Source organism: Aerococcus kribbianus, from assembly GCF_026805545.1.
Lineage (GTDB): Bacteria > Bacillota > Bacilli > Lactobacillales > Aerococcaceae > Aerococcus > Aerococcus kribbianus.
In genome coordinates this window covers 583,382-607,650 of sequence record NZ_JAPRFR010000001.1, presented here as the reverse complement: position 1 = coordinate 607,650, position 24,269 = coordinate 583,382, and the positions used below count along the sequence as shown (strand labels likewise).

The 24,269-nt window shown below is 42.2% G+C and carries 18 protein-coding genes and 1 pseudogene; 17 read left to right on the top strand and 2 right to left on the bottom strand.

Annotated features, from left to right (window positions below; translation table 11 throughout):
- Window positions 1-46 precede the first annotated feature (46 nt).
- Complete coding sequence (gene uvrB, locus OW157_RS02840; protein WP_268751821.1) at window positions 47-2,056, top strand: excinuclease ABC subunit UvrB; 2,010 nt, start codon at window positions 47-49, stop codon at window positions 2,054-2,056.
- A 261-nt stretch (window positions 2,057-2,317) separates the two neighbouring features.
- Here the strand turns inward: uvrB and OW157_RS02835 are convergent, their stop codons facing one another.
- Complete coding sequence (locus tag OW157_RS02835) at window positions 2,318-3,004, bottom strand: phosphatase PAP2 family protein (protein WP_268751820.1); 687 nt, start codon at window positions 3,002-3,004, stop codon at window positions 2,318-2,320.
- Window positions 3,005-3,231: 227 nt separating this feature from the next.
- Between OW157_RS02835 and rpsO the strand changes: the two genes are divergently transcribed.
- From rpsO to cls, 10 genes and pseudogenes are all read left to right on the top strand, one after another.
- Window positions 3,232-3,501 carry a 30S ribosomal protein S15 gene (gene rpsO, locus OW157_RS02830; RefSeq protein WP_268751819.1) on the top strand — a complete coding sequence of 90 codons (270 nt, stop codon included), beginning with the start codon at window positions 3,232-3,234 and terminating at the stop codon, window positions 3,499-3,501.
- 206 nt (window positions 3,502-3,707) lie between these two features.
- Window positions 3,708-5,819, top strand: coding sequence for a polyribonucleotide nucleotidyltransferase (gene pnp / locus OW157_RS02825; RefSeq protein WP_268751818.1), 2,112 nt, complete (start codon window positions 3,708-3,710; stop codon window positions 5,817-5,819).
- A gap of 535 nt (window positions 5,820-6,354) precedes the next feature.
- Entirely contained in the window at window positions 6,355-8,502 is a 2,148-nt protein-coding gene (locus tag OW157_RS02820; protein ID WP_268751817.1) for a beta-glucosidase family protein, read from the top strand.
- A gap of 277 nt (window positions 8,503-8,779) precedes the next feature.
- A complete protein-coding gene (locus OW157_RS02815; RefSeq protein WP_268751816.1) occupies window positions 8,780-8,995 on the top strand; it encodes a hypothetical protein in 216 nt (71 codons plus the stop codon).
- Between the two features lie 244 nt (window positions 8,996-9,239).
- Window positions 9,240-10,643 carry an aldehyde dehydrogenase family protein gene (locus OW157_RS02810; RefSeq protein ID WP_268751815.1) on the top strand — a complete coding sequence of 468 codons (1,404 nt, stop codon included), beginning with the start codon at window positions 9,240-9,242 and terminating at the stop codon, window positions 10,641-10,643.
- Window positions 10,644-10,960: 317 nt separating this feature from the next.
- Window positions 10,961-11,790, top strand: a pseudogene (locus OW157_RS02805) (HAD family hydrolase).
- A gap of 4 nt (window positions 11,791-11,794) precedes the next feature.
- Window positions 11,795-11,953 (top strand): hypothetical protein, encoded by a 159-nt coding sequence (locus tag OW157_RS02800; RefSeq protein WP_268751814.1) that lies wholly within the window; start codon window positions 11,795-11,797, stop codon window positions 11,951-11,953.
- Window positions 11,954-12,291: 338 nt separating this feature from the next.
- Entirely contained in the window at window positions 12,292-13,989 is a 1,698-nt protein-coding gene (locus OW157_RS02795; protein ID WP_268751813.1) for a ribonuclease J, read from the top strand.
- A gap of 11 nt (window positions 13,990-14,000) precedes the next feature.
- Window positions 14,001-14,606 carry an energy-coupled thiamine transporter ThiT gene (locus tag OW157_RS02790; protein WP_268751812.1) on the top strand — a complete coding sequence of 202 codons (606 nt, stop codon included), beginning with the start codon at window positions 14,001-14,003 and terminating at the stop codon, window positions 14,604-14,606.
- A 95-nt stretch (window positions 14,607-14,701) separates the two neighbouring features.
- Window positions 14,702-16,147 (top strand): cardiolipin synthase, encoded by a 1,446-nt coding sequence (cls, locus tag OW157_RS02785; RefSeq protein WP_268751811.1) that lies wholly within the window; start codon window positions 14,702-14,704, stop codon window positions 16,145-16,147.
- A 161-nt stretch (window positions 16,148-16,308) separates the two neighbouring features.
- On the opposite strand, the gene OW157_RS02780 is transcribed toward cls, so the two are convergent.
- Window positions 16,309-16,680: a hypothetical protein gene (locus OW157_RS02780; protein ID WP_268751810.1), complete on the bottom strand. Its 372-nt coding sequence runs from the start codon at window positions 16,678-16,680 to the stop codon at window positions 16,309-16,311.
- A 247-nt stretch (window positions 16,681-16,927) separates the two neighbouring features.
- Here OW157_RS02780 and gmk point away from each other — a divergent pair, with 247 nt between their 5' ends.
- The 6 genes from gmk to rsmB all read left to right on the top strand — a co-directional run bounded on the left by gmk (window position 16,928) and on the right by rsmB (window position 24,269).
- The gene (gene gmk, locus OW157_RS02775) at window positions 16,928-17,557 is read left to right on the top strand and encodes a guanylate kinase (RefSeq protein WP_268751809.1); all 630 of its coding nucleotides are present in this window, start codon (window positions 16,928-16,930) and stop codon (window positions 17,555-17,557) included.
- 3 nt (window positions 17,558-17,560) lie between these two features.
- On the top strand, window positions 17,561-17,767 hold the full coding sequence (gene rpoZ, locus OW157_RS02770; RefSeq protein WP_268751808.1) for a DNA-directed RNA polymerase subunit omega: 207 nt from the start codon (window positions 17,561-17,563) through the stop codon (window positions 17,765-17,767).
- 221 nt (window positions 17,768-17,988) lie between these two features.
- On the top strand, window positions 17,989-18,429 hold the full coding sequence (locus OW157_RS02765; RefSeq protein ID WP_268751807.1) for a hypothetical protein: 441 nt from the start codon (window positions 17,989-17,991) through the stop codon (window positions 18,427-18,429).
- A gap of 204 nt (window positions 18,430-18,633) precedes the next feature.
- Window positions 18,634-21,051 carry a primosomal protein N' gene (gene priA, locus OW157_RS02760; RefSeq protein ID WP_268751806.1) on the top strand — a complete coding sequence of 806 codons (2,418 nt, stop codon included), beginning with the start codon at window positions 18,634-18,636 and terminating at the stop codon, window positions 21,049-21,051.
- A gap of 565 nt (window positions 21,052-21,616) precedes the next feature.
- The gene (fmt, locus tag OW157_RS02755) at window positions 21,617-22,576 is read left to right on the top strand and encodes a methionyl-tRNA formyltransferase (RefSeq protein WP_268751805.1); all 960 of its coding nucleotides are present in this window, start codon (window positions 21,617-21,619) and stop codon (window positions 22,574-22,576) included.
- Complete coding sequence (gene rsmB / locus OW157_RS02750) at window positions 22,548-24,269, top strand: 16S rRNA (cytosine(967)-C(5))-methyltransferase RsmB (RefSeq protein WP_268751804.1); 1,722 nt, start codon at window positions 22,548-22,550, stop codon at window positions 24,267-24,269. Before fmt ends, rsmB begins: the two co-directional genes overlap by 29 nt.

Here is a 24,269-nt window from a genome sequence, read left to right as displayed (position 1 = left end):
TTAGCCAAGGGGGCGTGGTACAATAGTTGGGAATGGAGTGATGAACTTGGACTTTAAAGTTGCCCACAACAAGTTTGACCTAGTATCCAAATACCAACCTAATGGGGACCAACCCCAAGCCATTAAAGAACTCGTAGCTAAAATCAAAGCTGGTAACCAATCCCAAGTCCTATTAGGGGGAACTGGGACCGGGAAGACCTTCACCATGGCCAATGTGATCAAGGAAACCAACCGTCCTACCTTGGTTTTGGCCCACAACAAGACCCTAGCCGGTCAACTCTATGGAGAGTTGAAGGAATTTTTCCCTAATAATGCTGTGGAATATTTTGTCTCCTATTATGACTATTATCAACCGGAAGCCTATGTGCCATCTAGTGACTCTTATATTGAAAAATCCGCCAGCGTTAATGACGAGATCGATAAATTGCGCCATTCTGCTACCTCTGCCTTATTAGAGCGCTCCGATGTGATAATCGTGGCATCAGTTTCCTGTATCTACGGTTTGGTCAACCCAGAAAACTATGCCGAACATGTTTTATCTATTCGCGAAGGCCAAGAAATGGAACGAGATGACTTCATGCGCCGCCTTCTAGACATGCAGTTTGAGCGTAATGACATCGACTTCAGACGGGGAACCTTCCGTGTACGTGGCGATTCTGTGGAAGTCTTTTTAGCCTCACGGGACTCTTCAGCTATTCGGGTGGAATTTTTTGGGGATGAAATTGACCGGATTCGTGAAGTTGACGTAGTTACGGGTGAGGTCAAGAATGATGTAGAACACTATCCTATCTTCCCAGCTACCCACTTTGTTGCTAATAATGACCAAATTACCGCCGCAGTTAAAAGCATTGAAGCGGAACTGGAAGAACAGTTAAAGAAATTCAATGAAGAAGGCAAATTACTAGAAGCCCAACGTTTAGAACAACGGACCCGTTATGATATGGAAATGTTGTTAGAAATGGGCTACTGTAATGGGATTGAGAACTATTCTCGACATATGGATGGTCGTGCCCCTGGACAGGCTCCTTATACTTTATTAGACTTCTTCCCAGATGATTGGTTATTAATGGTAGACGAGTCTCATATGACCATGCCCCAAGTACGTGGGATGTACAATGGGGACCGGGCCCGAAAACAAGTCTTGATTGACCATGGCTTCCGTTTGCCCTCTGCCCTAGATAACCGGCCGTTGAAATTAGAAGAATTTGAAGACCGACTCAACCAAGCCCTCTACGTGTCTGCCACTCCTGGTGATTATGAAATGGCTAAGACAGATGGGGAAGTCACCGAACAAATCATTCGTCCAACAGGTCTACTAGATCCTAAGGTTGAAGTACGGCCTATTGAAGGACAAATCGATGACCTCATTTCAGAAATCAATGAGCGAGTTGAACGCGAGGAACGGGTCTTTATCACCACCCTAACCAAGCGTATGTCTGAAGACCTAACTGATTACTTAGAAGAAGTTGGCATTAAAGTCAAATATCTTCATTCAGATATCAAAACCTTGGAACGGTCAGAGATTATTCGCGACCTCCGTTTAGGTGTTTTTGATGTCTTGATTGGGATTAATTTGCTTCGTGAAGGGATTGATGTCCCAGAAGTCTCCTTAGTGGCTATTTTGGACGCTGATAAAGATGGGTTCCTCCGTAATGAACGATCTCTCATCCAAACGATCGGTCGGGCCGCCCGGAATAGTAACGGTCATGTGCTCATGTATGCTGATGACATTACCCAATCCATGCAAAAAGCTATTGATGAAACCCAACGGCGCCGGGAAATCCAAGAGGCTTATAATGAAAAACATAATATCGTTCCGCAAACTATTAAGAAAGATATCCAAGAACTTATTCGTATCACCCACGATGTCAATACAGCTGACGAATCTGCTTCACTAGCGGAATCCATTCGTGAATTGAAACGAGATGACAAAGAAGAAGCCATCCATAATGTCGAAATGGAAATGCGTCAAGCTGCCAAAGACCTCAACTTCGAAAAAGCCGCTGAACTACGCGATATCGTTATGGAACTCAAAGCGGAGTTTAAGATAAAGTAAGGGTGAGATGAAAAGTGTGAAGTAGGGCTTATAATCTGCCTTTTCACGCACAATGTTATGTCGATAGTTTACACAATTTGCTATTTTGCGCACAAGGCCTACAGATAGTTTGTGTGCAATCAAGACAAAGAGATATTTTTCCAGCAGTAAAGAGTCTTGAAGAAATATCATTCAATCTACAGATAAGCATTAGGCTAAATAAAAAGACCCTAGCAATGTTTTTTAGCATTGCTAGGGTCGTTCTTTTGTTTAAACTATAGTTTAGTCACTATGCAGATTCAAATCATTTTCTTCTTCAATCAAAATCACATTACGCAGATAGGCAGTAGCAATAATTAGGGTAGTTGCCCCTAGAGATAGACCAGCGACAGTATCGCTAGGATAATGGACCCCTAAGTATAAGCGACTTAGGGCAATAGTGATAGGGAAGAAGGTAAGCACAAAGCCAGCTAGTCGCCGTCCCCATTTTTTGTCCTTGTAACGTTCGAAAAGTAACACTGCCAAGGCACCATAGAAAATCATTGACCCACAAGAATGGCCACTAGGGAATGAAAAGCCACCTTGTTCAATTAAATGCGGAACGACACTTGGGCGTGGTCGCATCACAATATATTTGACCATAGAATTGAGAATACCAAAAGCAATGACCACCGTCACGACAAACCAGTTAGCGACGCGAGGTTTTTTCAGATAATAACGGTAAGTCAGCCATAATAAGATAGTCAACACTGTAATCGTTTGTGGACCGGCCAAGTCTGTATAGGTGGTCACGATTTGGTCGAGTAGGGGGCCACCAGAATTATAAATGGTTAATAGCAAGTTTTCGTCAAAACTTTGTAGGCGGTCAGGAATAGCAATTGCTAGAGTAACAATAATGATAAAAGGTAAAACAGCAATCGCAGCTTGCCGAAAATATTTACTGAAAGGTGCGGCATAATAATCAGTCATAGGAAACTCCTTTGATAAATAATATCCCTCTATTATCCTGAATCCTAGAGTGAAAGTCCAGTAAAAAATTCTAAAGAATAAAGTTACTGGTGAAACACCTTGCAATTACTAGCAATTGTCGTTATAATAATTGATGTGTGAATTCACACCATACCTCCTACTTCGTTTGACGAATCACCAACGTCCTACGCGGTATGAGGCAAATTTATAGAAAGAGGTGTTGTCAAATGGCAATTTCAAACGAAAAGAAACAAGAAATCATCAATCAATACGCACGGCATGAAGGAGATACTGGTAGTCCAGAAGTGCAAATCGCATTACTGACTGCTGATATCAACGCACTAAACGAACATGCTCGTACGCATAAAAAAGACCACCACTCTTACCGTGGTTTGATGAAAAAAGTTGGTCACCGTCGTAACTTGTTAGCTTACTTACGTAACAAAGACGTACAACGTTACCGTGAATTAATCAAGAGCTTAGGCTTACGTCGTTAATATATAAACATAACTTTGTTCTAGGAATCTTAATTTAGAGGATTCTGGACCAAGTTGTCGGTAAAAGCGAGATTCATAGTGGTGGATCTCGCTTTTTCTCAATAAAAATCAGCAACCAGGCTAAGGTCTACTAACCAAACTTGTGCCCAGAAGCGATTCTAGGTAAAACTTTGTTTAGTAGCGGTCGGTTGCTAGAAGGAGTTACTATGGAAAAACAAGTATTTAAGATGAACTGGGCGGGTCGTCCGCTCCAAGTCGAAGTCGGTCAAGTCGCTAAGCAAGCCTCTGCTGCAGTCTTAGTTCGCTATGGAGATACTGTCGTTTTAACAGCTGCAGTCGGTGAAAAAGAAGCCAAGGAAGGCCAAGATTTCTTCCCACTTCAAGTGAATTACGAAGAGAAAATGTATGCAGTAGGGAAAATTCCGGGTGGTTATATCAAACGGGAAGGACGTCCTAGTGAACATGCTACACTAACTGCACGTTTAATCGACCGTCCGATTCGTCCCATGTTCCCAGAAGGCTTCAAGAATGAAGTCCAAGTAATCAACACTGTGATGTCAGTTGACCCTGACTGCAGTCCCGAAATGGCAGCCATGTTAGGTTCTTCTATTGCCTTAACTATTTCAGATATCCCTTTTGCAGGACCAATTGCAGGAGTCAATGTAGGTCGGGTCAATGGTGAATTTGTTATCAACCCAAATCGCGAACAAGCGGAACTCTCTGATTTGGAACTCACTGTAGCTGGTTCTGACCGAGCAATCAACATGGTAGAATCTTCCGCAGCGGAACTTTCTGAAGAAGATATGTTGAAAGCTCTAATGTTTGGTCATACTGCTATCAAAGAATTATGCTACTTCCAAAATGAAATCAAGGAAGCAGTAGGCCAAGAAAAAATGGTAGTGGATCTTGATGTTGTTGATCCAGAATTAGAAGCTGCTGCCACCAGCAAGTTTTACGATAAAATGTCGGCCGCTATCCAAGTGTTTGATAAATTAGACCGTGAAGCAGCTATCGAAGATGTTAAAGCAGAAATGATTGACCATTTTGATGGTATTTATGCAGAAGACGAAGATTTCATCTTTATCCATAACCAAGTGGTACAAATTGCTGACCAAATGGAATACAAAGAAGTTCGTCGTTTGATTACCGAAGATAAGGTACGACCAGATGGGCGTAAAGTGGATGAAATTCGGCCTTTGGAATCAGAAGTTGGCTTATTGCCACGAGCTCATGGGTCTGGACTCTTCACACGGGGACAAACCCAAGTCTTGTCTGCCTTAACCCTAGCGCCAATTTCTGAAGAACAACGTTTAGATGGTTTATCTGATGAAGAAACGCGTCGTTTCATGCACCACTACAACTTCCCCCAATATTCAGTGGGGTCTACTGGTCGTTATGGGTCACCTGGCCGGCGAGAAATTGGTCATGGTGCGTTAGGACATCGGGCCTTGGACCGCGTTTTACCAAGTGAAGAAGACTTCCCATATGCCATTCGTCTAGTAGCGGAAGTTTTAGAATCAAACGGGTCTTCATCGCAAGCTTCTATTTGTGCGGGTACCCTAGCTTTAATGGATGGTGGAGTTCCAATCAAGGCCCCAGTGGCTGGTATTGCTATGGGACTTATCATGGATGAAGCCGAAGAAAACTATACAGTTTTAACTGATATCCAAGGCTTAGAAGACCACCTAGGGGATATGGACTTCAAGGTTGCCGGTACCCGGGAAGGTATCACGGCCTTACAAATGGATATTAAGATCCAAGGGATTACCGAAGAAATTCTTAAGGAAGCCCTAGAACAAGCACAGAAGGCGCGCCTACAACTCTTAGATCATATGGCACAAACTATTGACCACACCCGTCCAGAATTGAGTCAGTATGCCCCTAAGATCCAACAAATTACTATCAAACCTGACCAAATCAAAGTAGTTATTGGTAAGGGTGGTGACACCATCAATAAGATTATTGAAGAAACAGGTGTTAAAATCGACATTGATGAAGACGGCCATGTTAATATTGCTTCTTCCGATGCAGACGCGATTCAACGAGCCATCGAAATCATTGAAGAATTGACTCTTGAAGTCGAAGCTGGACAAGTTTACGAAGGAACTGTTAAACGAATTGAAAAATTTGGTGCCTTTGTTAATATCGCCAAAGGAAAAGACGGATTAGTCCACATTTCCGAATTACAACAACAACGGACTAATAAGGTAGAAGATGTGGTAGCCATTGGTGACAAGGTGAAAGTTAAAGTCTTAGAAATTGACAACCGAGGCCGAATCAACCTATCTATGAAAGCCTTAGAAGAAAACCAAGACTAAATAGGATGAGATGAAAAACGGTTAGCCCCAAAGGATTTGTCTGAAAATGAGAAGTATTCGCAGAATACTGACTCATTTGCAGAAAATACTGATGGGGCTGTTTTTTAGAACTCGACTAGAAGGATGAGATGAAATGCGGGAGCTTCGAGCTGTTGGACTAAAGCGTGATGGATAAGAGAAGCTTATCCAAACGACTTTAGGAAACAGTCGAAGGAGTTGCATTTCAGAGCTCGACTAAAAGGATGTGAGCAAAAGCGATAAGAGCGAGAGATTTGAGCCAATAGACAAAAGATATGAACTTAAATCTTTTAGGCTATTGGACAAATATCTGAAGCTCTTGCTTTTGTGAGCTCGACTAAGAGATAAATTTTCATATACTACGGAGAGGCTGGGCATTTCACCCCAGCCTCTTTTTTTATATTCATACCTTTTTGTAGAAGGATTGCAATCTGTTAATTTTGTAAGGGATTCCTTTTCAGCTTTTTGCAATCTTTGTTATAATAGAAGCATACAAAAATTAAGGAGGCAAAAAAGGATGACAAACAATTCTGAAAGCAAGCCATGGATGGATGCTAGCAAATCTGACCGTCAAAGAGCGGAAGAACTAGTCTCTGCTATGACTTTGGAAGAGAAGATTGCACAATTACATGGTGGTATGAAGACAATTAATATCTATAATGTTGATATGTCGGCTATGCAAGATTTGTCTGATGAAGAATATGATGAAATGATGACTCAACTACGAGTAGAGCGTCATGTGGAAGGAATTGATTCATTAGGCATTCCACGCATGCGGGTCACCAATGGGCCAGTCGGTGTAGGTATGGGGGATGGCTATCCAAGCCCTAAAGCCACTGCTTTACCTATGACTATCGGTTTAGCGGCTTCCTTTGACCGCGACTTGGCTTATCGTTATGGTGATATTATTGGTGCAGAAACAGCTGCTTATGGCCAACACGTTTTAGAAGGGCCGGCTGTAAACATTCACCGGACACCAATTGGCGGTCGGAATTTCGAATACTTATCTGAAGATCCTTTCCTTAGTGGTGTTATGGGTGTGGAAGTGACCAAGGCGATCCAAGACCATGATGTCATCGCTATGGGAAAACATTTTGTGCTTAATGACCAAGAGGATGAGCGCTTCCGTCATAATGTCACGGTTGATGAAGACGTGATGCGAGAAATTTATCTTTTACCATTCGAAATGTTGGTCAAAGATGGCGACATTGCCTCAATTATGTCATCCTATAACCGAATTCGTGGGGTCTACGGCACTGAATACCACTATACTTTAACCGATATCCTCCGTAATGAATGGGGATTTGAAGGCTATGTCCAATCAGACTTCTGGTCCACGCGCTCAGCGGCGTCAGCCATTAATGCTGGTTTAGATTTAGAAATGCCTGATGCTAAATGGTTGAATGAAGACAATATTAAATCTGCCCTTCAAGATACCTCTTTAGAAGAAAAGACTATCGACCGTGCCTTAATTCGTCGTTTTACTCAAATGTTCCGCTTCAACCAATTTGGTAAGGAATATGACCCACAAGAAGTGGATGCCCAAGCTCATGGACAAGTGGCACGTGAAATAGGGGGACAAGGTGCTGTCTTACTGAAAAATGACGACCAAAAACTACCTTTACAAGCAGATAATTTGGACAACATCTTGATTATTGGGCAAGAAAAATTTGCTGAAAAGGCCTGTGTTGGTGGTGGCGGTTCATCTAAGGTTGACCCACTCTATACGGTAGCACCAAAAGCTGGAATGGAAGATGTCTTAGCAGAATTAGGCGCCCAAAGTCGTGTCGAAGCGTTCATTGTGGCAGATGACCTTTCTAATCTCGACCAGGCCCAAGAAAAAATTGCCCAAGCTGACCAAGTGATTATTATGGCTGGTATCATTGCTTCAGAAGGTTTTGATTTAGAAAAACCGGAACTACCAAATCAACAAAATCAAATGATTAGCCAAATCCTAGCTCAAGATTCTGAAGCCGTTGTGGTCTTAAAAGACTCCACACCAATGCTATTGCCATGGCATGAGGAAGCGAAAAGCATTCTAGAAGTGTGGAATCAAGGGACAGAAGATGGTCACGTTGTTGCTGACTTAGTCTTCGGTCGTGTGAACCCATCAGGTAAAGTGCCAACCACCTATGCTGCCCATGAAGAAGACTTGATGTACTATAACCATCCCGAACGTCATCCTGGGGTTGAAGAAGGAGCAGGTTATCCAGAAATCAAATACACAGAAGGCCACCAAGTTGGCTACCGTTGGTTTGAAAGCCAAGGCATTAAACCACTTTACGCCTTTGGACACGGCTTGTCTTACACTGAATTCGATTTGGATGCTATTCAAGTGCAAAAAGCTAGCGACAACACAGTAACGGTAAGCTTCAATATTACTAATCAAGGCGACCGTGATGGTGCCCAAGTGGTCCAAGTTTACGCTGGCATTCCTGGTGACAATCAACCACCAAAACGTCTCATCGGTTTTGAAAAAATCGCTCTAGAAGCAGGCCAAAATAAAACTGTGGAATTAAGTATTTCTGCAGACGATACTCATCACCCATTCTCAGTTTGGGATACTGGTAAAGGTGATTTCGTTATCGCTCAAGGAGACATCACCATCCAAGTCGGCATAGCCTCAGACCAAATTTTAGCAGAAGAAAAAATAAACTTTGACTAAACAGGGTGCGATGAAAAGCGGTAGGACGGAATCGTTGGACCAAAAGGCTGAAGATAGCGACTAGCTATCAATGACTTTTGGGAAACGCATGTCAGTCCTGCTTTTCAGAACCCGACTAAACAGGGTGTGACAAAGTCTCAGCCTCTCTTTGTTTATTGCAGTAGGTGTAAAATTGAAGTTCTATCATCATTAAAGGAGTAGGCAAATTCAATGATTAACGCTTTTAAAATCGATTGAGTCATGCTAAGATGGCAATAATTGCATTGAGGGGGCTACTATGAAAAAAGCGAATATTCTCACCTTAACATTGTTTGTTTTATACTTACTAACGACTTTTATTTTTAAAGATCAGCGTTTAATCCCCACACTTGTCTTTATTCTAACGGTGGCATCACTACCGCTTGGACCCAAACTATTCAAGGAAGACCGATCAAAGGATTCTCAGGGTTTTTTGAGCCGCTTTAAGAGTGACAACCAAGATAAAGAAAGATGAGATGAAAAACATTTACTCCCAAAGAATTTATTTGAAAATAGGAAGTATTCGCAGAATACGGATGGGGCTGCTTTTCAGAGCCCGACTAGGAGATAAACAGTTGTATAATATGCAGAGGCTGGGACAAAAGCGTCCAGTCTTTTTTATAAAATTCCTTATATCATGCGCTTCATTTGGTTATTTCTAGGCCTTCTGTTATGGTTAAACTAAACACTTAGCCATATAAAAAAGGAGCGGATCACTGATGAAACAATATCAATTATTTATTGATGGTCAATGGGTGGATAGTCACTCAGGTGAGAATCAGGCCGTCATTAATCCGGCGACAGAAGAAGAAATTGCACAAATTCAAATGGGAAACCAAGAAGATGTTAATGATGCAGTAGCAGCTGCCAAGGCTGCGTTTCCAGAATGGACTGCCCTTGATCCTAAAGAGCGCGCCCAATATGTACAGAAAATAGCGGATGGCATTGCTGCGCGAGCTGATGAATTATTGGATGCTGTAGTGACAGAATTAGGCGCACCGCGTTCATTTGCTGAATATATGCAAATCAAACGGACTCCAGAAGAAATGGAAGCTAGCATTGCAGCCCTAGATGACGTTGAATTCACCGAAGAAATTGATAATGCCAAAATCGTTAAAGAAGGTGTGGGGGTGGTTGCAGCTATCAACCCATGGAACTTCCCACTCAACCAAATTCAACGGAAGATGACTTCAGCTCTCTTAGCTGGGAACACTATTGTGGTGAAACCCGCTTCGGAAACACCAATTACGGCTATGATTCTGGCTGATATCGTTCAAGAAGCTGATTTACCAGCTGGTGTTTTCAACCTAATTACCGGCTCTGGATCAGGTCTTGGGGCGCAATTAGCGGGTCATCCCGATGTTGGCTTAATCTCCTTTACGGGATCAACCGAAGTTGGTAAAGGTCTCTATGATCAAGCCAAAGGTACAGTGAAAAAACTTGTCCTCGAACTGGGTGGTAAGTCTGCCATGATTTACCTCGACGGTGGTGATTTAGACCTCGCAGTAGAGTCTTCAATTGACACCATTCTCAATAACTCCGGTCAAGTCTGTACAGCCTTAACTCGACTCTTAGTGCCAGCTGACAAACTAGCAGAGGTAGAGGCCAAGGCGATTGATTATATTAAACAAGTCCAAGTTGGCGATCCTAACGATCCTGAAACACGGATGGGACCACTTGTTTCTAAAAAACAAGAAGCAACCGTCTTAGAATATATTGAAAAAGGGAAAGCAGAAGGCGCTAAAGTCTTAATCGGTGGCGAAAAACTTGATCGTAAAGGCTACTTTGTTGCACCAACTGTCTTCACCAATGTAAGCAATGATATGACGATTGCCCAAGAAGAAATCTTCGGCCCAGTCTTATCAATTATTACTTATGATAGTGTCGAAGAAGCCATTGAATTGGCCAACGATACCACTTATGGTTTATCAGGAGCCGTAGTCGGTCCTGATGACCAAGCAGAAGAAGTGGCTCTTCAATTACGAACAGGGAACATCATCATTAATGGTGCCAGTCAACCACATGGTGCGCCATTCGGTGGCTACAAAGAATCTGGTTACGGCCATGAACGTGGTAAATACGGTATTGAAGACTATCTAGATATGAAATCTATTTATCACTAATAAATAATAAATAAAAGCAACTGTTGGTATTAGCCAACAGTTGCTTTTTTAATACAAAAAAGCTAGATTGACTCTGAAAGCTCACTTTTTCACTAAAGTTTATATCAATTAAGAGGGAACGCTTTCAACATTAGCTTATCTATGTTATGGTAAGGGTGTAGATGAGAAGAAGCGTGAACGGAGGGATAATATGGAGCGAGAAATTTTCCACCCAGTATCCCTTAAAACTAGTGACGGATGGGGTGGACAAGATTTTTAATCGTATGATTTCTTATTCCCAATCCTTAGCAGTATTATGGGAATGAGAGGTGAAAATTATGACAAGAATTAAATTAGCGATGAGTGATATTGATGGCACCATCTTAACACCTGACCTAGCAATTGACCCGGGTCTGGCTGATATTGTGAAAAAATTACGTCAGCAAAATATTCCCTTGGTTTTAAACTCAGCCCGGTCGCCTCAAGGCATGGCAAAAATATTACATAAAATTGATAATAGCGAGAATCCCATTGCTTGTTTCAACGGGGCTTTGATTCTTCCTAATCTTGATGCCGACTTTGCGGATGCAATTTATTCCTTGAGTCTTGACATAAAGGAAGCTAAGCAGTTAGTAAGTATATAAAAAGTGAATTTCCTGCTATATCCATCAACCTATATTCCGGCCAAGACTGGTTTGTAGAGACAATTGATTCCGGAGTAGAACAGGAAATCAAGCGGACTGGCATCCAACCGACTGTTGAAGACTTTTCTAGCTTATTTAAGCAAGCTGATTTCGCCATCCATAAACTGCTCTTGATTGGTGATCCTGATCAAGTGACTGCCGTTCAAGATTACTTTAACTACGGTCAGCTCAATCAAACATTGCTCTACCAATCAAAACCTAATTATATTGAGGTAACTAATCAGGAAGTATCTAAAGGGCAAGCTTTAGTTGAAGTGAGCAAGTATTATGGTATTCCCCTAGCAGAGTGTTTTGCTATTGGTGATAATTATAACGATATTCCAATGGTAGAAGCTGCAGGTATTGGGATAGCGATGGGCAATGCGCCCAGAGACCTAAAAACAATTGCTGATGGACAAACTGCAAGTAACGAAGAAGAGGGAGCTTCAAAAGCTATTCGTCGCTATGTGATTGAAGGAGGATAATCGCATGACTGACAAATTAAGTACCTTATTATTAATCGCAACCTTCGTATTATTAGTATTAGCAGTAAGTTTTCAACTGCCAAACTTGATTTTAGCTGCCCTAATGGTCGTCCTCTATATGATTATTCATACCTTAGTGGGCCCAGAAGGACAAAAATCTTAAGTGATAACATGTCAAAAATATGATGATAAACACCCTAAAGTGAAATGGCTTTAGGGTGTTTATCATTGCCTAATCGTTTTTGCACTTATCTCTACTACTAAGCTAGGTTTATAAAGATTGTTAAGCGTGGCTTTCTTTGATAAAATGATAGTAGTTATTTTCAAGTTTAGTAGTTAAGTTTATTAGTGATAAGCTTAATTGCTGGTATGAGATAGAAGCCATTATCAGGAAGTATTGCTTCCAGATGGCAGATTATGAATAAATAGGATATTCCATCACCCTTAAACTCATGGGCACATGATGATAAGGGAATGATTGATAATAACAAGGAGGCTCTTATGAGTGATATAAAAATTATTTCACTAGGTGGTGTTCGGGAAACCGGAAAAAATATGTACCTAGTTGAAGTAGACAATAGTATTTATGTATTAGATTGTGGATTGGTCTACCCACCAGATGAAATGTTAGGAATTGACATCATGATTCCTGATTTTTCTTACTTAGTTGAAAACGCGGACCGGATTGCGGGTGTTTTCTTGACTCATGGACATGCGGATGCCATTGGTGCTTTAGGTTACTTAATCAAAGAAGTAGAAGTTCCAGTATTTGGTACCGAGCTCACCATCGAATTAGCTAAAATTCAAGCACGCCAACTCGGCTTAAAGAATTATCCGGACTTCCACATTATTGACGCTGATAATGAGATTGACTTTGGCGATGTGGTTGTAAAATTCTTCCGTACTACCCACTCTGTTCCTGATTCAGTGGGAATTGACCTAGTAACTAAGGAAGGTAGCATTGTCTATACTGGTGACTTCAAATTTGATATGACAGTCAAGGCCGACTATGCCACTGATTTTGGACGGATCACTGAAATTGGTAAAGATGGTGTTTTTGCCCTATTGAGTGATTCTAGTCAAGCTGAAGCCATAACTGAAAATGAACCTGAAGTAGTCTTAGCAAATGGCTTAATTTCGGAAATGCGTAAGGCAGATGGCCGGGTTATTGTGGCTAGTGTAGCCAACAACTTGCAACGACTCCAACAAATTTTAGACGCCGCAGCAACCTTAGATCGCCATGTCTTCTTAATGAATGATGAAGTAGAAGAAATTATCGACGTAGCGATTCGTCTAGGTAAGTTAGATATTCCTAGCTCTAATTTAATCAAGAAGTTGAAGACCATCGACCAATACGATGATAATCAAATTGTTATTTTGGAAACGGGTAAAACAGGGGAACCCCTATTTACCCTACAAAAAATGGCGTCTAACCACCGTTTCCCAGTCTCTATCCAAGATGGTGACCGGGTTATCATTGCCACTTCACCAACCATCGATATGGAAACAGTAGTGGCAGATACTAAGAACCAAGTCTACAAGGCAGGCGGTACGGTGGTCGAATTGACCGAGGAATACAAATCTTCTGGTCACGCCTCACCAAAAGATTTACAATTGCTCTTGCAACTATTGAAACCTCAATACTTTATCCCAATTTCTGGCGAATTTCGACTTATGCACTCACATGCGGAGTTAGCTATTGCTACGGGCTACTCACCTGACAATATTTTCTTATTGGATAAGGGAGACGTCTTGCACTACGAGAAAAACAAGATGCGTCTTGCAAATAAGGTGACAGCTGGCAATGTTTTGATTGATGGGTCTGGCGTGGGCGATATTGGTAATATCGTTTTACGTGATCGTCGAATCTTGTCAGAAGATGGTATTTTTGTGGTCGTGCTGACTATTTCTCGCCGCCTAGGCAAGATTTTATCAGGTCCAGAAATTATTTCCCGTGGTTTTGTGTATATGAAGGCCAGTGAGGACCTCTTGGCTGAGTCCAAACAAACTGTAGTCGACGTCGTTAATGAAAATCTTCAGTCTAAGGACTTCGAATGGGCTAAATTAAAAGGCGATATTCGCGACCAATTAAGTAAAAAACTCTTCCAAGCGACTTCAAGACGGCCAATGATTCTACCAGTAATTATGGAAGCGTCCAACTACCAACCATCCAAGCATAAGAATAAGAAAAATAAATAAGGAGGGATTGTGTGAAAAGTGCCCAACGATTTTCAACCATAGTTGAAGGCTTATTACTTGTCTCTTTAGCCTTACTAATTGAATCTGTTTTTCCAGATGATATTACAGCCCGTGCAATTCCTCTGCGGGTTGGCTTGTCCTTATTGTTGCTCTATGCTTTCCGTCGTGGTCCCTTAGCTGGTTTTGCTGCTGGCTTTATCTTTGGGGGATTAAATGCTTGGTTGATTATGCCAGAATCGTATGGCAGCTGGCCTATCATCTTAGCGATGGGTGGAATTGGCCTCGCTTTAGGGGTTGCTAGTCTCTTTGCCCGTAATCTACAACGAACCTTACACAATAAACGGATGAAATCTGTTTACCTCAATTTGGTGACAGGTACCGTACTTTCTCTACTGCTTTATTTTGCAGGAGAGCTGGTGATTAACCGCTGGCTGTTTGATTTGAATGCTCTACCATTGTCAACACAGCTACGGGTAACAGCTGTAGGCTTTGCCTTTAATTTAGTGCTAAGTTTAGTGATTTTAATTCTCTTATTGAATATTCAATCGAAGTATTTCATCCCTAAAAATACGCCTTATATTAGTCGTAAAGAACGTTCACGCTTATTGAATGATTAATTTAGTAGATAACGCTTAGTCTCAAAGACAGTACAAGATATTTAAGGAGTCTGGTTGGCAATACTCCAGACTCTTTTGTTATGAGGAGGACTTCTATGCAAGATTATATCCTAATGGGAATTGGTATTTTCCTGTTGGTGAATACGATTTTAGCCGTTATTACTGTTTTCAAAGAGCCACGACCGGTCACTTCTATCTGGGCCTGGCTGTTAGTGCTTAATCTAATTCCAGGAATTGGCTTTATTATTTATTATTTTGTGGGGCGGAAGATTTCACAATCCAATATCTTCCATTTGCAAACCCAAGAGGTTCATGGGATGCAAGATTTAATCGCTTCCCATACTGATAGTAACCGTAAACAAAAAAATCTTGACCAATTCCCACCCCTGATTCAAGAAATGATGACACTACTATTCCGCAGTGACTTCTCTATTCTTACCCATCATAATCAGGTTGATCTCTATGTCGATGGCGATGATAAATTCGCGGCCTTGGTGGCTGATTTAGAAGCGGCCCAAGACTTTATCCATATCCAATACTATATTTTTACTGATGATGAAGTTGGAGGACCAATCTTAGATATCCTGGAACGTAAGGCTAGGGAAGGGGTAGAAGTCCGTTTACTCTATGATGCAGTGGGTAGTCGGTCTCTACGTCCCAAAGATTTGAATGCCTTACGCGACGCAGGCGGTCAAGTCTCTTCCTTCTTCTCTAAATCACCATTCTGGATAATTAACTTCCGTTTGAATTTCCGTAACCACCGCAAGATTGTGGTGATCGATGGACAAGTAGGATACGTTGGTGGCTTTAATGTGGCCAAGGAATATATTGGCAAGGGGCCTTTGGGTTACTGGCGTGATACCCATTTGCGCTTACGTGGTAATGCCGTAAAAACACTAGAATCACGCTTCTTGATGGACTGGTATGCTTCTGAGAAGGAAAAACCTAAAAACTTTGACCGCGAATACTTTCCTGAGCCTAAAGTCAAAGGTGACACAGCCATGCAAATTGTTTCTAGTGGTCCTGATGAAGATATGGACCAAATCAAGATGGGTTATATTAAGATGATTTCTCTCGCTCAAGACCATGTCTACATCCAAAGCCCTTATTTTATTCCTGATGAATCCGTTTTTGAAACGATTGAAATTGCTGCCTTATCAGGGGTAGATGTTCGTATTATGATCCCTTGTAAACCTGACCATCCTTTTGTTTACCGTGCCACAGAATATTATGCCAAGGAAATCTTGGCTGCCGGAGCCAAAATCTATACTTATGATAAAGGTTTTCTTCATGCTAAAACGGTTATGGTTGATGGAAAGTTTGCAAGTGTAGGGACAGCTAATATGGATATGCGAAGTTTTGCCCTCAACTTTGAGGTTAATGCCTTCCTATACGATCGTACGATAGTTGCCGACCTAGAGACAGCCTTCTATGATGATATTGCTGAATCAACCCAAGTAGACGAGGAATACTTTGCCAATCAAAGTCGCTGGAAGAAATTCCGCCAAGCTTTTTCTCGATTATTGTCTCCTATCTTGTAATCAAAAGAGGGAATGACAAAAATTGTTTAATGCTGAAGTCTTGGACCAAAATCTGAAGTTATCGCTAAGATATTGTAGGATTTAGGGAAAGGTATGTCAGTACTGATTTTTAGAAACAAAAAAACGCGATTGGATGAATTCCAGTCGCGTTTTCATGCTAACTACTTGTTTAATTCAGGGAGACGAGTAGCTAATATTTCATCTGCATCAAGGAGACGCACGATATCATTAGTGACATCTTTAAAAACGAGTCGCTTATTATCAGCAAAAGGGCCTTGAAAGATTCCAAATAGAACATCCTTAGTGTTCAAATTGGCATTCTGTCTGGCAACGGTGAGGTAGATAGGTGTTTGCTCATAATAAGAATAGTCAACGTCACGACCAACCTGCTCTAGGGGCATGATGGTAGCCAAGACGTTAAACTTCCGTGGTTTATCTGCCACAACACGCATGGGACGTGGTTGACTAGTATAAGATACTTCTTGGGGTGTAAATAAACTACGGATGGAATGAAACGAGATGGGATTTTGCATGTCTTTGACCTCCTTATTGATGAGCACCTGTTGCCTCAAACAAGTGTTCGTCTTTATGTTTTTATTATAGCGAACGCGCGTTCGAAAAGCAAGTGTTTTGCGAACATTTGTTCTAGTTTTTCGAATAATATTTTTTAAGCATTTACTCATAAAATTTTAATAAAAATTACCCCGACTTTTGCCCCCATTTAATGGTTTTTTATGGTACTATAATAGCTATAAATTTATGAAGGATGAAAGGTGTTCTATGAAATCGAAAGGATTACTAGTGGTTCTATCCGGCCCATCCGGCGTTGGAAAAGGAACAGTTCGTCAGGCTTTATTTGCCACTGACCACGATAAAAATCAATTCTTATATTCTGTTTCCGCCACCACTCGCCAACCTCGGCCTGGTGAAGTCGACGGAAAAGATTATTTCTTTGTTAAACGGTCGCAGTTTGAACAAATGATTGAAGATGAAAAACTCCTTGAATATGCTGAATACGTTGGTAACTATTATGGAACACCCCTTGAATACGTTGAAGAAATGACGGAAAAAGGTAAGGATGTTTTCTTAGAGATTGAAGTTCAAGGCGCACTCCAAGTGAAACGACGTATGCCAGATGGTGTATTCATCTTCTTGGCTCCACCTAACCTTAGTGAACTCGAGTCACGCATCGTCAACCGTGGAACTGATTCTGAAGAAGTGATTGCCAAACGCATGCAACAAGCCCGCGAAGAATTGCAGCTCATGACCCAGTATGACTATGTTGTAGAAAATGATAGTGTTGAAAAGGCAGTTAAACGCATTCAAACAATTTTAAATGCAGAACACCTGAAAACAGATCGATTTATTGATAATATAGTAGAGAGCTATTTACAAGAAGGAGAAGATTAATTTATGATTATCTACCCATCAATTGACAAGTTATTAGAAAAAGTCGACTCTAAATATTCTTTGTGCACCATCTCAGCCAAACGTGCCAAAGAAATGCGTGAAGAAGACAACTACATCCTGTCTGACTACCACTCACCAAAAGAAGTTGGTAAAGCCTTAGAAGAAATCGCCTCAAGCGACCTAGTCATCGACCCTGAATCACTAACATAATCATTAAGACGAAAAACCTGCTGGTGCAGGTTTTTTTCATTACTGAAAAAAGGATTAGGAGGCATCTTTATAAGCTTAGTTAATAAGTTTTTATTAGTAGCATAAAGCTTGATTTAGCCTATGATTATTTTTCTAAGTCTACTTTTAAATTGATAAGGGCAAAAATTTGAAAAGGGTTTCTTATTCAAGGTATACTAGAGGATAAGAAAGGTGGCGATAAAATGACACAAACTGTCTACACCAACTACTGGATTAGCAAGCGTGATGGTGTCCGCAAAGAACATGGGACTTACGCTAGCGAAGAGGATGCTTTAGAGGCCATCAAAGTATGGTGGGAGTTAAAAGGCGAGTCTTATAAGACAGACATCTATCGGACGAACACAGGTGCTTTAGAAATTGCCTATATTGATGATAATTATTTCTATCGGATTGAAAGTCATGAAACGGACCAGCCTCTCCCCAAGAAGACTTATCGTTTGAAAAAACCAGGTGAGGTGGAGAGTCAACGTGCCCAGCTTAATCTGGATGATCATTCTTACCTATTCGATGAGTTAGGGGAACCCTACCGTGATCGTTTGATTCGAGCCATGGGAGACATTCAATTGGCACGTTCCTTTACTTATAATGAAGAGGGCGTCCCTATCGAACGCTTCAAGGATTAGAGCTTGTTAACGATGGTGGGTAAGGCTCACTTACCTCTTTATAAAATATCATAACTATGGGATCCTACTACTTATCTACTAGTGGGGTCCCATTTATTGTCTTGAACGTTGCCTTAATAATAACTTTTGGCCAGAAAACTGCCAATAATTTACATCCCGGAAAAAGTTTAATAAAATAGTTACAGAAAAAAGGAGGGCGAAAGGATGGATGCAAGCAAAAAATATGCACAAGTCATTGTCGATGTCCCATCATTGCAGGTCAACCATCATTTTGACTATGCAGTGCCAAAGGAGTGGCAAGACATTATTACTGTAGGTATGCGTGTCCAAGTGCCTTTTGGTGTGCGTCAGGTCTTAGCTTATGTGGTTGGCTTCAGTGATCAGACCGATTTTGCTGGTGAAGTAAAGCCCTTAGCTAAGTTGATGGATGAGGCCCCGGTTTTAACACCAGAGCTGATTGCTTTGGGTAATGACATGTCTCGGCGTCTTTTCACCTTCCAAGTCTTGTGCTATCAAGCTATGCTACCTAGTTTGCTTAAAGTCGACTATGCCAAATATTTTTTGCCCACTGCTAGCCTAACTTTTGAAAATCGCCAAAATTACTTTGCTGATGAACATGAAATTGCTTGGCAGGAAGCCGAGAAACAAGGCAGTTTGTCTGATTTAATTGCTTTGCAGAAGGACGACCAAGTTTGGGTCGACTATCGGATGGCTGACCGTAAACAGAGAAAAACAGAAAAGTGGTTACAACCTTTACTAGATTATGATGTTTTAGCACAAATTAGTCGTGACATGACTCGCCATGCTCCCAAGCAACAAGATCTCTTGGCAGTTTTAATGGACTTAGATGGTCAGGCCATTGCTTGCTCTTATTTGCGACAGGAATTTGATTTAAAAATGCCGACGATTCGTGCCGGGGAAAAGAAGGGCTGGTTGACTGTTTTTGAACAAGAGATTGATCGTAATCCTTATGCTGACTTAGAGACGGAAAAAAGCCAGGCTAAATCTCTTTATCCGCAGCAAGAAGCGGCCTACCAAGCTGTGGCCCAGGCCATGGATGCCCAACAAGCCCAAACCTTGCTTTTGCAAGGAGTGACAGGCTCTGGAAAGACGGAAGTTTACCTACAGTTGATTCAACATGCCTTAGACCAAGGCAAAACAGCCATCCTCTTGGTTCCTGAAATTGCCTTAACCCCACAAATGGTGACGCAATTAAAGGGGCGCTTTGCTGATCAAGTGGCAGTTCTCCATAGTCAACTCAGTCGGGGAGAGCACTTTGATGAATGGACCAAGCTGAAAAAAGGCCAGGCTAAGATTGCTGTGGGAGCGCGCTCTTCGATTTTTGCCCCCTTAGATAAATTGGGTGTGATTATCTTGGATGAGGAGCACGAAACCACCTATAAACAAAATACCAATCCACGCTACCATGCCCGTCAGGTGGCGAAGTGGCGTGGGGCTTATCATAATTGCCCTGTTGTTTTGGGTTCTGCCACCCCTTCCTTGGAAAGCCGGGCCCGGGCACAAAATGGTCTCTACCAACGTTTACTTATGCCAGAGCGGACCAACCAACAAAGCCTCCCTCAAATTGATATCGTGGATATGCGTGAAGAATTTCAGCATAAAAATTATTATCAATTTTCCCGCCAACTCCGTGATGCCATCAATGCGACTTTAGATCGGGGTGAACAGGTGGCACTTATGCTGAATCGGCGTGGCTTTGCCAATTATATGCAATGCCAAGATTGTGGACACGTTTTCCAATGCCCTAATTGTGACGTATCCCTAACCCACCATTATGATAGCCAAAGTCTACAATGCCACTACTGTTCTTATAGCCAGTCCCTCCCACAAAGCTGTCCCAAGTGTCGGGGTAAGCATTTACGATCTTTTGGGTCTGGTACGGAAAAGGTCGAACAGGAAATTTATGACCTCTTTCCTGGGCGCACCTTGGTACGGATGGATAATGATACCACCCGGCGCAAAGGGAGCCACCAAAAAATTCTTGATCAAGTCGCTAACCAAGAAGCCGACATTTTGTTGGGTACACAAATGATTGCTAAGGGCTTGGATTTTCCCAATATCACCCTAGTAGGGGTTATCAACGCTGATACTTCATTGTACCTGCCCGACTTTCGCGCTTCTGAGCGTACCTTCCAACTCCTGACCCAGGTGGCTGGACGTGCGGGGCGTGGTGACTTAACCGGCCAGGTAATTATCCAAACTTTTAATCCAGATCATTATGCTTTGCAATTCGCCCAAAACCATGATTACGAAGGTTTTTATCGCTGGGAAATGACTTATCGAAAAGTCAACCACTACTCTCCTTATTACTATAGTGTGCGCATCACGGTTGCTAACTTCGACGAAAAGACTGCCTTGCGGGTAGCTAATGAGATTCGTCAACAACTCGACCAAGCCCAAGTGCCTGGTACACGTATTATCGGACCTAGCCAGTCTGCACTGACGCGGTTGAAAAATAATTACTACTTCCAAATACTTTACCAATACCGCGACTGGCAAAGTATTCAACCAGTCTTTGACCAGATCAAAGACCGTGCCCAAGAATGGGACCGGGACCATATCCACGTAGGCATCGATTTAGATCCAATGACCTTTATTTAAAGGAACTTGGTGGGGGTTGGCAAAAATGCATACAGTTAGTTAATTTTGTTGAATGAAGTAAGAGTTAGGGATTAGGCTTTCGTGTCATATTTGTGAGGATAAGAAGAGAAAGGTAGATTTACGCGTTATATTTGTGGCGATAAGAAGAGAAAAGTGGCTATACGCGTTATATTTGTAGCGATAAGAAGAGTAAAGTGGTTATACGCGTCATATCAGTGGCGATAAGAAGAGTAAGAGCAGTATACGCGTCATATCGGTAGTGATATGAATAGCAAGGTAGCTTTACGCGTCATATTTGTAGCGATAAGAAGAGTAAGAGAGCAATACGCGTCATATCAGTGGCGATAAGAATAGCAAAAGCGCTACACACGTTATATCTTTACCGACAAGAGGACCAACAAATGTAATTGTTAGCTAGATTTCCTCTTAAACTTAACCAACTTAAGGGAAACTTAGAGGAATAAAGGTTATAATAGAAGTAAGTATATACTCGGTTACTAGCCGAGTCTCAGTGAATGCAACGAAAATTGAAACAAGTGACAAGCAAGAAAAAGGAGCATGCCAGTTGAAGCGAATAGTATTTATGGGAACACCTGAATTTTCGGTGCCAATTTTGCAAGCGCTAAATGAGGAAGCAGACTATGAAGTGGTAGGCGTTGTGACCCAGCCAGATCGACCAGTAGGACGGAAGAAGAAACTCCAAGCCAGTCCCGTCAAGCAAGCGGCCTTGGAAGCTGATTTGCCAGTTTATCAACCGGAACGCATCGCTAGTGATCAAAAGGTTTATGACTTGTTGGCTGCTGACATCGATGTCATTATTACAGCGGCTTATGGGCAATTTCTTCCTACCAAATTATTAGACTTGCCTAAATTAGGCGCACTTAACGTCCATGCTAGTGCCTTACCTAAATATCGTGGAGGGGCGCCAGTGCATTATGCAATATGGCAAGGTGAGACTGAAACAGGGGTATCGATCATGCGCATGGTTAAAGCCATGGATGCAGGCCCTGTCTTGGCTCAAGCCACGCAAGCCATCGGACCGGATGACACCGTGGAAGAACTCTTCAATACGCTTAGCCTATTAGGTCGCGACCTATTAATAGCAACTTTACCAGCATTTTGGACTGGCGACTTAGAAGAAGTGCCCCAAGATGAAGCCAAGGCTAGCTATTCGCCTAATATTACTCGTGACCAAGAAAGGGTAGAGTGGGAGCAAACTGCTCAAGCCATTCACAACCAAATTCGGGCCATGAATTCTTGGCCAGTTGCGCATACTTTGATGGGAGGGCAGCGGTGGAAACTATGGAAATCCAGTGTTCCCGCTGACCAGAGCACTGACCAAGCACCAGGCACTATTATCAAAATTCAAAAGAAACCCGCACAATTTTGGGTGGCTGCTGGCGAGGACACTGTCCTGGCCCTTGAAGAAATTCAACCCGCTGGCAAAAAGCGGATGCCTATTGCCAGTTTTATTAATGGAGGAAGTGGGGGATTAGATGTCGGCGACCAATTCCAAGCAGACTAAGACCAGTCAGACTAAAAAGGGCCAAATAAAAGCTCAGTCAAAAACTAAATCCCAGACAACAACTAAGCAAGGCCAGCCAGTAGGTCAAAGAAAAAAAGCTAAACAGAGTAAATCCGCCCCCCTAAACAAAGCCAGTAAACAAAGCCAGTCAGCGCGTCAAAATAAATCGACTAAGCGAGACCAGTTAACAGGTCAATCTAAAACTTCCAATCATGGCCAAAACAATGCCCCTTTAAAAGCTAGTCCACGTTGGCAGGCCATGGATGTAGTGGAAAAGGTTCTCTACGACCAAGCCTTTAGCCATGACTTGGTGAGTCAAAGTCTCGATCAATCGAATTGGGAGCCAGCTGATCGTCATTTGTTTACCGAGTTGGTTTATGGCACCATCCAACATGCCTTAACCTTAGAAAGCTTGTTGGCTGTCTATGTTAAAAAAGTTAACCGTGTCAAAAAATGGTTGCGGGCTTTGCTATTAATTTCACTCTACCAACATTATTATTTAGATTCTATTCCGGATTATGCCTTGGTAGACGAGGCGGTGCGAGTGGCTAAGAAGCGGGGCAACCCTGCTTTGGGTCGCTTTGCTAACGGAGTTTTACGTAATATTTTCCGTCAAGAGTCTTCTATCAGTGCTTTTCTAGACCAACAACAATTTGTCAGTGCCCAGGAAAAATTGGCGCTCACTTATTCCTTGCCTCAAGTATGGGTCGACTATCTAAGTCAACGTTTTGGTTTAGACCGCACGGAACAGATTGCCGCTTCATTATTGGAAAAAGCACCCATCACGATTCGTATTAGTCCACTCGCTGCTGAGCGTCAACTGGATATTGTCAATAATTTAGAGAACCATGGTTTACAGCTGACCCCTTCACCTATTACGCCTTATGCCTACCAATTAAGTAAGGGCAGTCCTGCTCGTAGCCAAGCCTTCTTGCAAGGCGATATCACTATCCAAGATGCCTCGGCTCAACTAGCAGCTTGGGCTCTAGGTGTGCAAGCTGGCGACAAGGTCTTAGATGCCTGCGCCGCGCCTGGTGGCAAGACAGTCCAACTTGCTGAAATGGTCGGTCCCCAAGGACAAGTGGTGGCAGGAGACCTGCAAGCCAATAAGCTTCCTAAGATTCAGGCCAACCTTGATCGGATGGGAGTCGCCTCACAGGTTACAGTTAATCAACATGATGCTAGTGCTTTGGAGGCTAAGTATGACTTGGAATCTTTTGACCGGATTTTAGTGGATGCCCCATGTTCGGGATTGGGACTTTTTCGTCGCAAACCGGATACCAAATACCACAAGTCCTTACAAGATCTAGCGGCCTTACAAAACATTCAATTGGAAATTTTAAATTCCGCCTATAAGGTTCTGAAAAAGGGTGGAGAACTGGTATACTCTACTTGTACCATTACTAATGAAGAAAATACTCAAGTGGTGATGCAATTTCTAGCTGACCACCCTGACATGAGCATTCGTCCCTTATCAGTCGCTGATTTTTCAGTTAGCGAACAAGACGATCAAAATGCTGAGCAGGTGCTAAGTAATCAAAAAGATTCAAGCAAACCAGGTATGGACAACAACCAGCATAAGACGACTAATGGTTTAGAAACTGCTATCACAGACCAAGGCAGTATTGAAATTTTACCGGATGCATTTGCATCAGATGGGTTCTTCATTGCCCGTTTACACAAAGAAAGTTAG

Bases quoted from the DNA above. Each gene is read 5' to 3' on its own strand.
- OW157_RS02820 (WP_268751817.1), top strand. From the start codon at position 6,355: ATGACAAACAATTCTGAAAGCAAGCCATGGATGGATGCTAGCAAATCT.
- rpoZ (WP_268751808.1), top strand. From the start codon at position 17,561: ATGATTATCTACCCATCAATTGACAAGTTATTAGAAAAAGTCGACTCT.
- OW157_RS02800 (WP_268751814.1), top strand. From the start codon at position 11,795: ATGACTGACAAATTAAGTACCTTATTATTAATCGCAACCTTCGTATTA.
- OW157_RS02835 (WP_268751820.1), bottom strand. From the start codon at position 3,004: ATGACTGATTATTATGCCGCACCTTTCAGTAAATATTTTCGGCAAGCT.
- OW157_RS02795 (WP_268751813.1), top strand. From the start codon at position 12,292: ATGAGTGATATAAAAATTATTTCACTAGGTGGTGTTCGGGAAACCGGA.
- rpsO (WP_268751819.1), top strand. From the start codon at position 3,232: ATGGCAATTTCAAACGAAAAGAAACAAGAAATCATCAATCAATACGCA.
- OW157_RS02815 (WP_268751816.1), top strand. From the start codon at position 8,780: ATGAAAAAAGCGAATATTCTCACCTTAACATTGTTTGTTTTATACTTA.
- rsmB (WP_268751804.1), top strand. From the start codon at position 22,548: ATGTCGGCGACCAATTCCAAGCAGACTAAGACCAGTCAGACTAAAAAG.
- gmk (WP_268751809.1), top strand. From the start codon at position 16,928: ATGAAATCGAAAGGATTACTAGTGGTTCTATCCGGCCCATCCGGCGTT.
- pnp (WP_268751818.1), top strand. From the start codon at position 3,708: ATGGAAAAACAAGTATTTAAGATGAACTGGGCGGGTCGTCCGCTCCAA.
- OW157_RS02765 (WP_268751807.1), top strand. From the start codon at position 17,989: ATGACACAAACTGTCTACACCAACTACTGGATTAGCAAGCGTGATGGT.
- priA (WP_268751806.1), top strand. From the start codon at position 18,634: ATGGATGCAAGCAAAAAATATGCACAAGTCATTGTCGATGTCCCATCA.
- cls (WP_268751811.1), top strand. From the start codon at position 14,702: ATGCAAGATTATATCCTAATGGGAATTGGTATTTTCCTGTTGGTGAAT.
- OW157_RS02810 (WP_268751815.1), top strand. From the start codon at position 9,240: ATGAAACAATATCAATTATTTATTGATGGTCAATGGGTGGATAGTCAC.
- OW157_RS02780 (WP_268751810.1), bottom strand. From the start codon at position 16,680: ATGCAAAATCCCATCTCGTTTCATTCCATCCGTAGTTTATTTACACCC.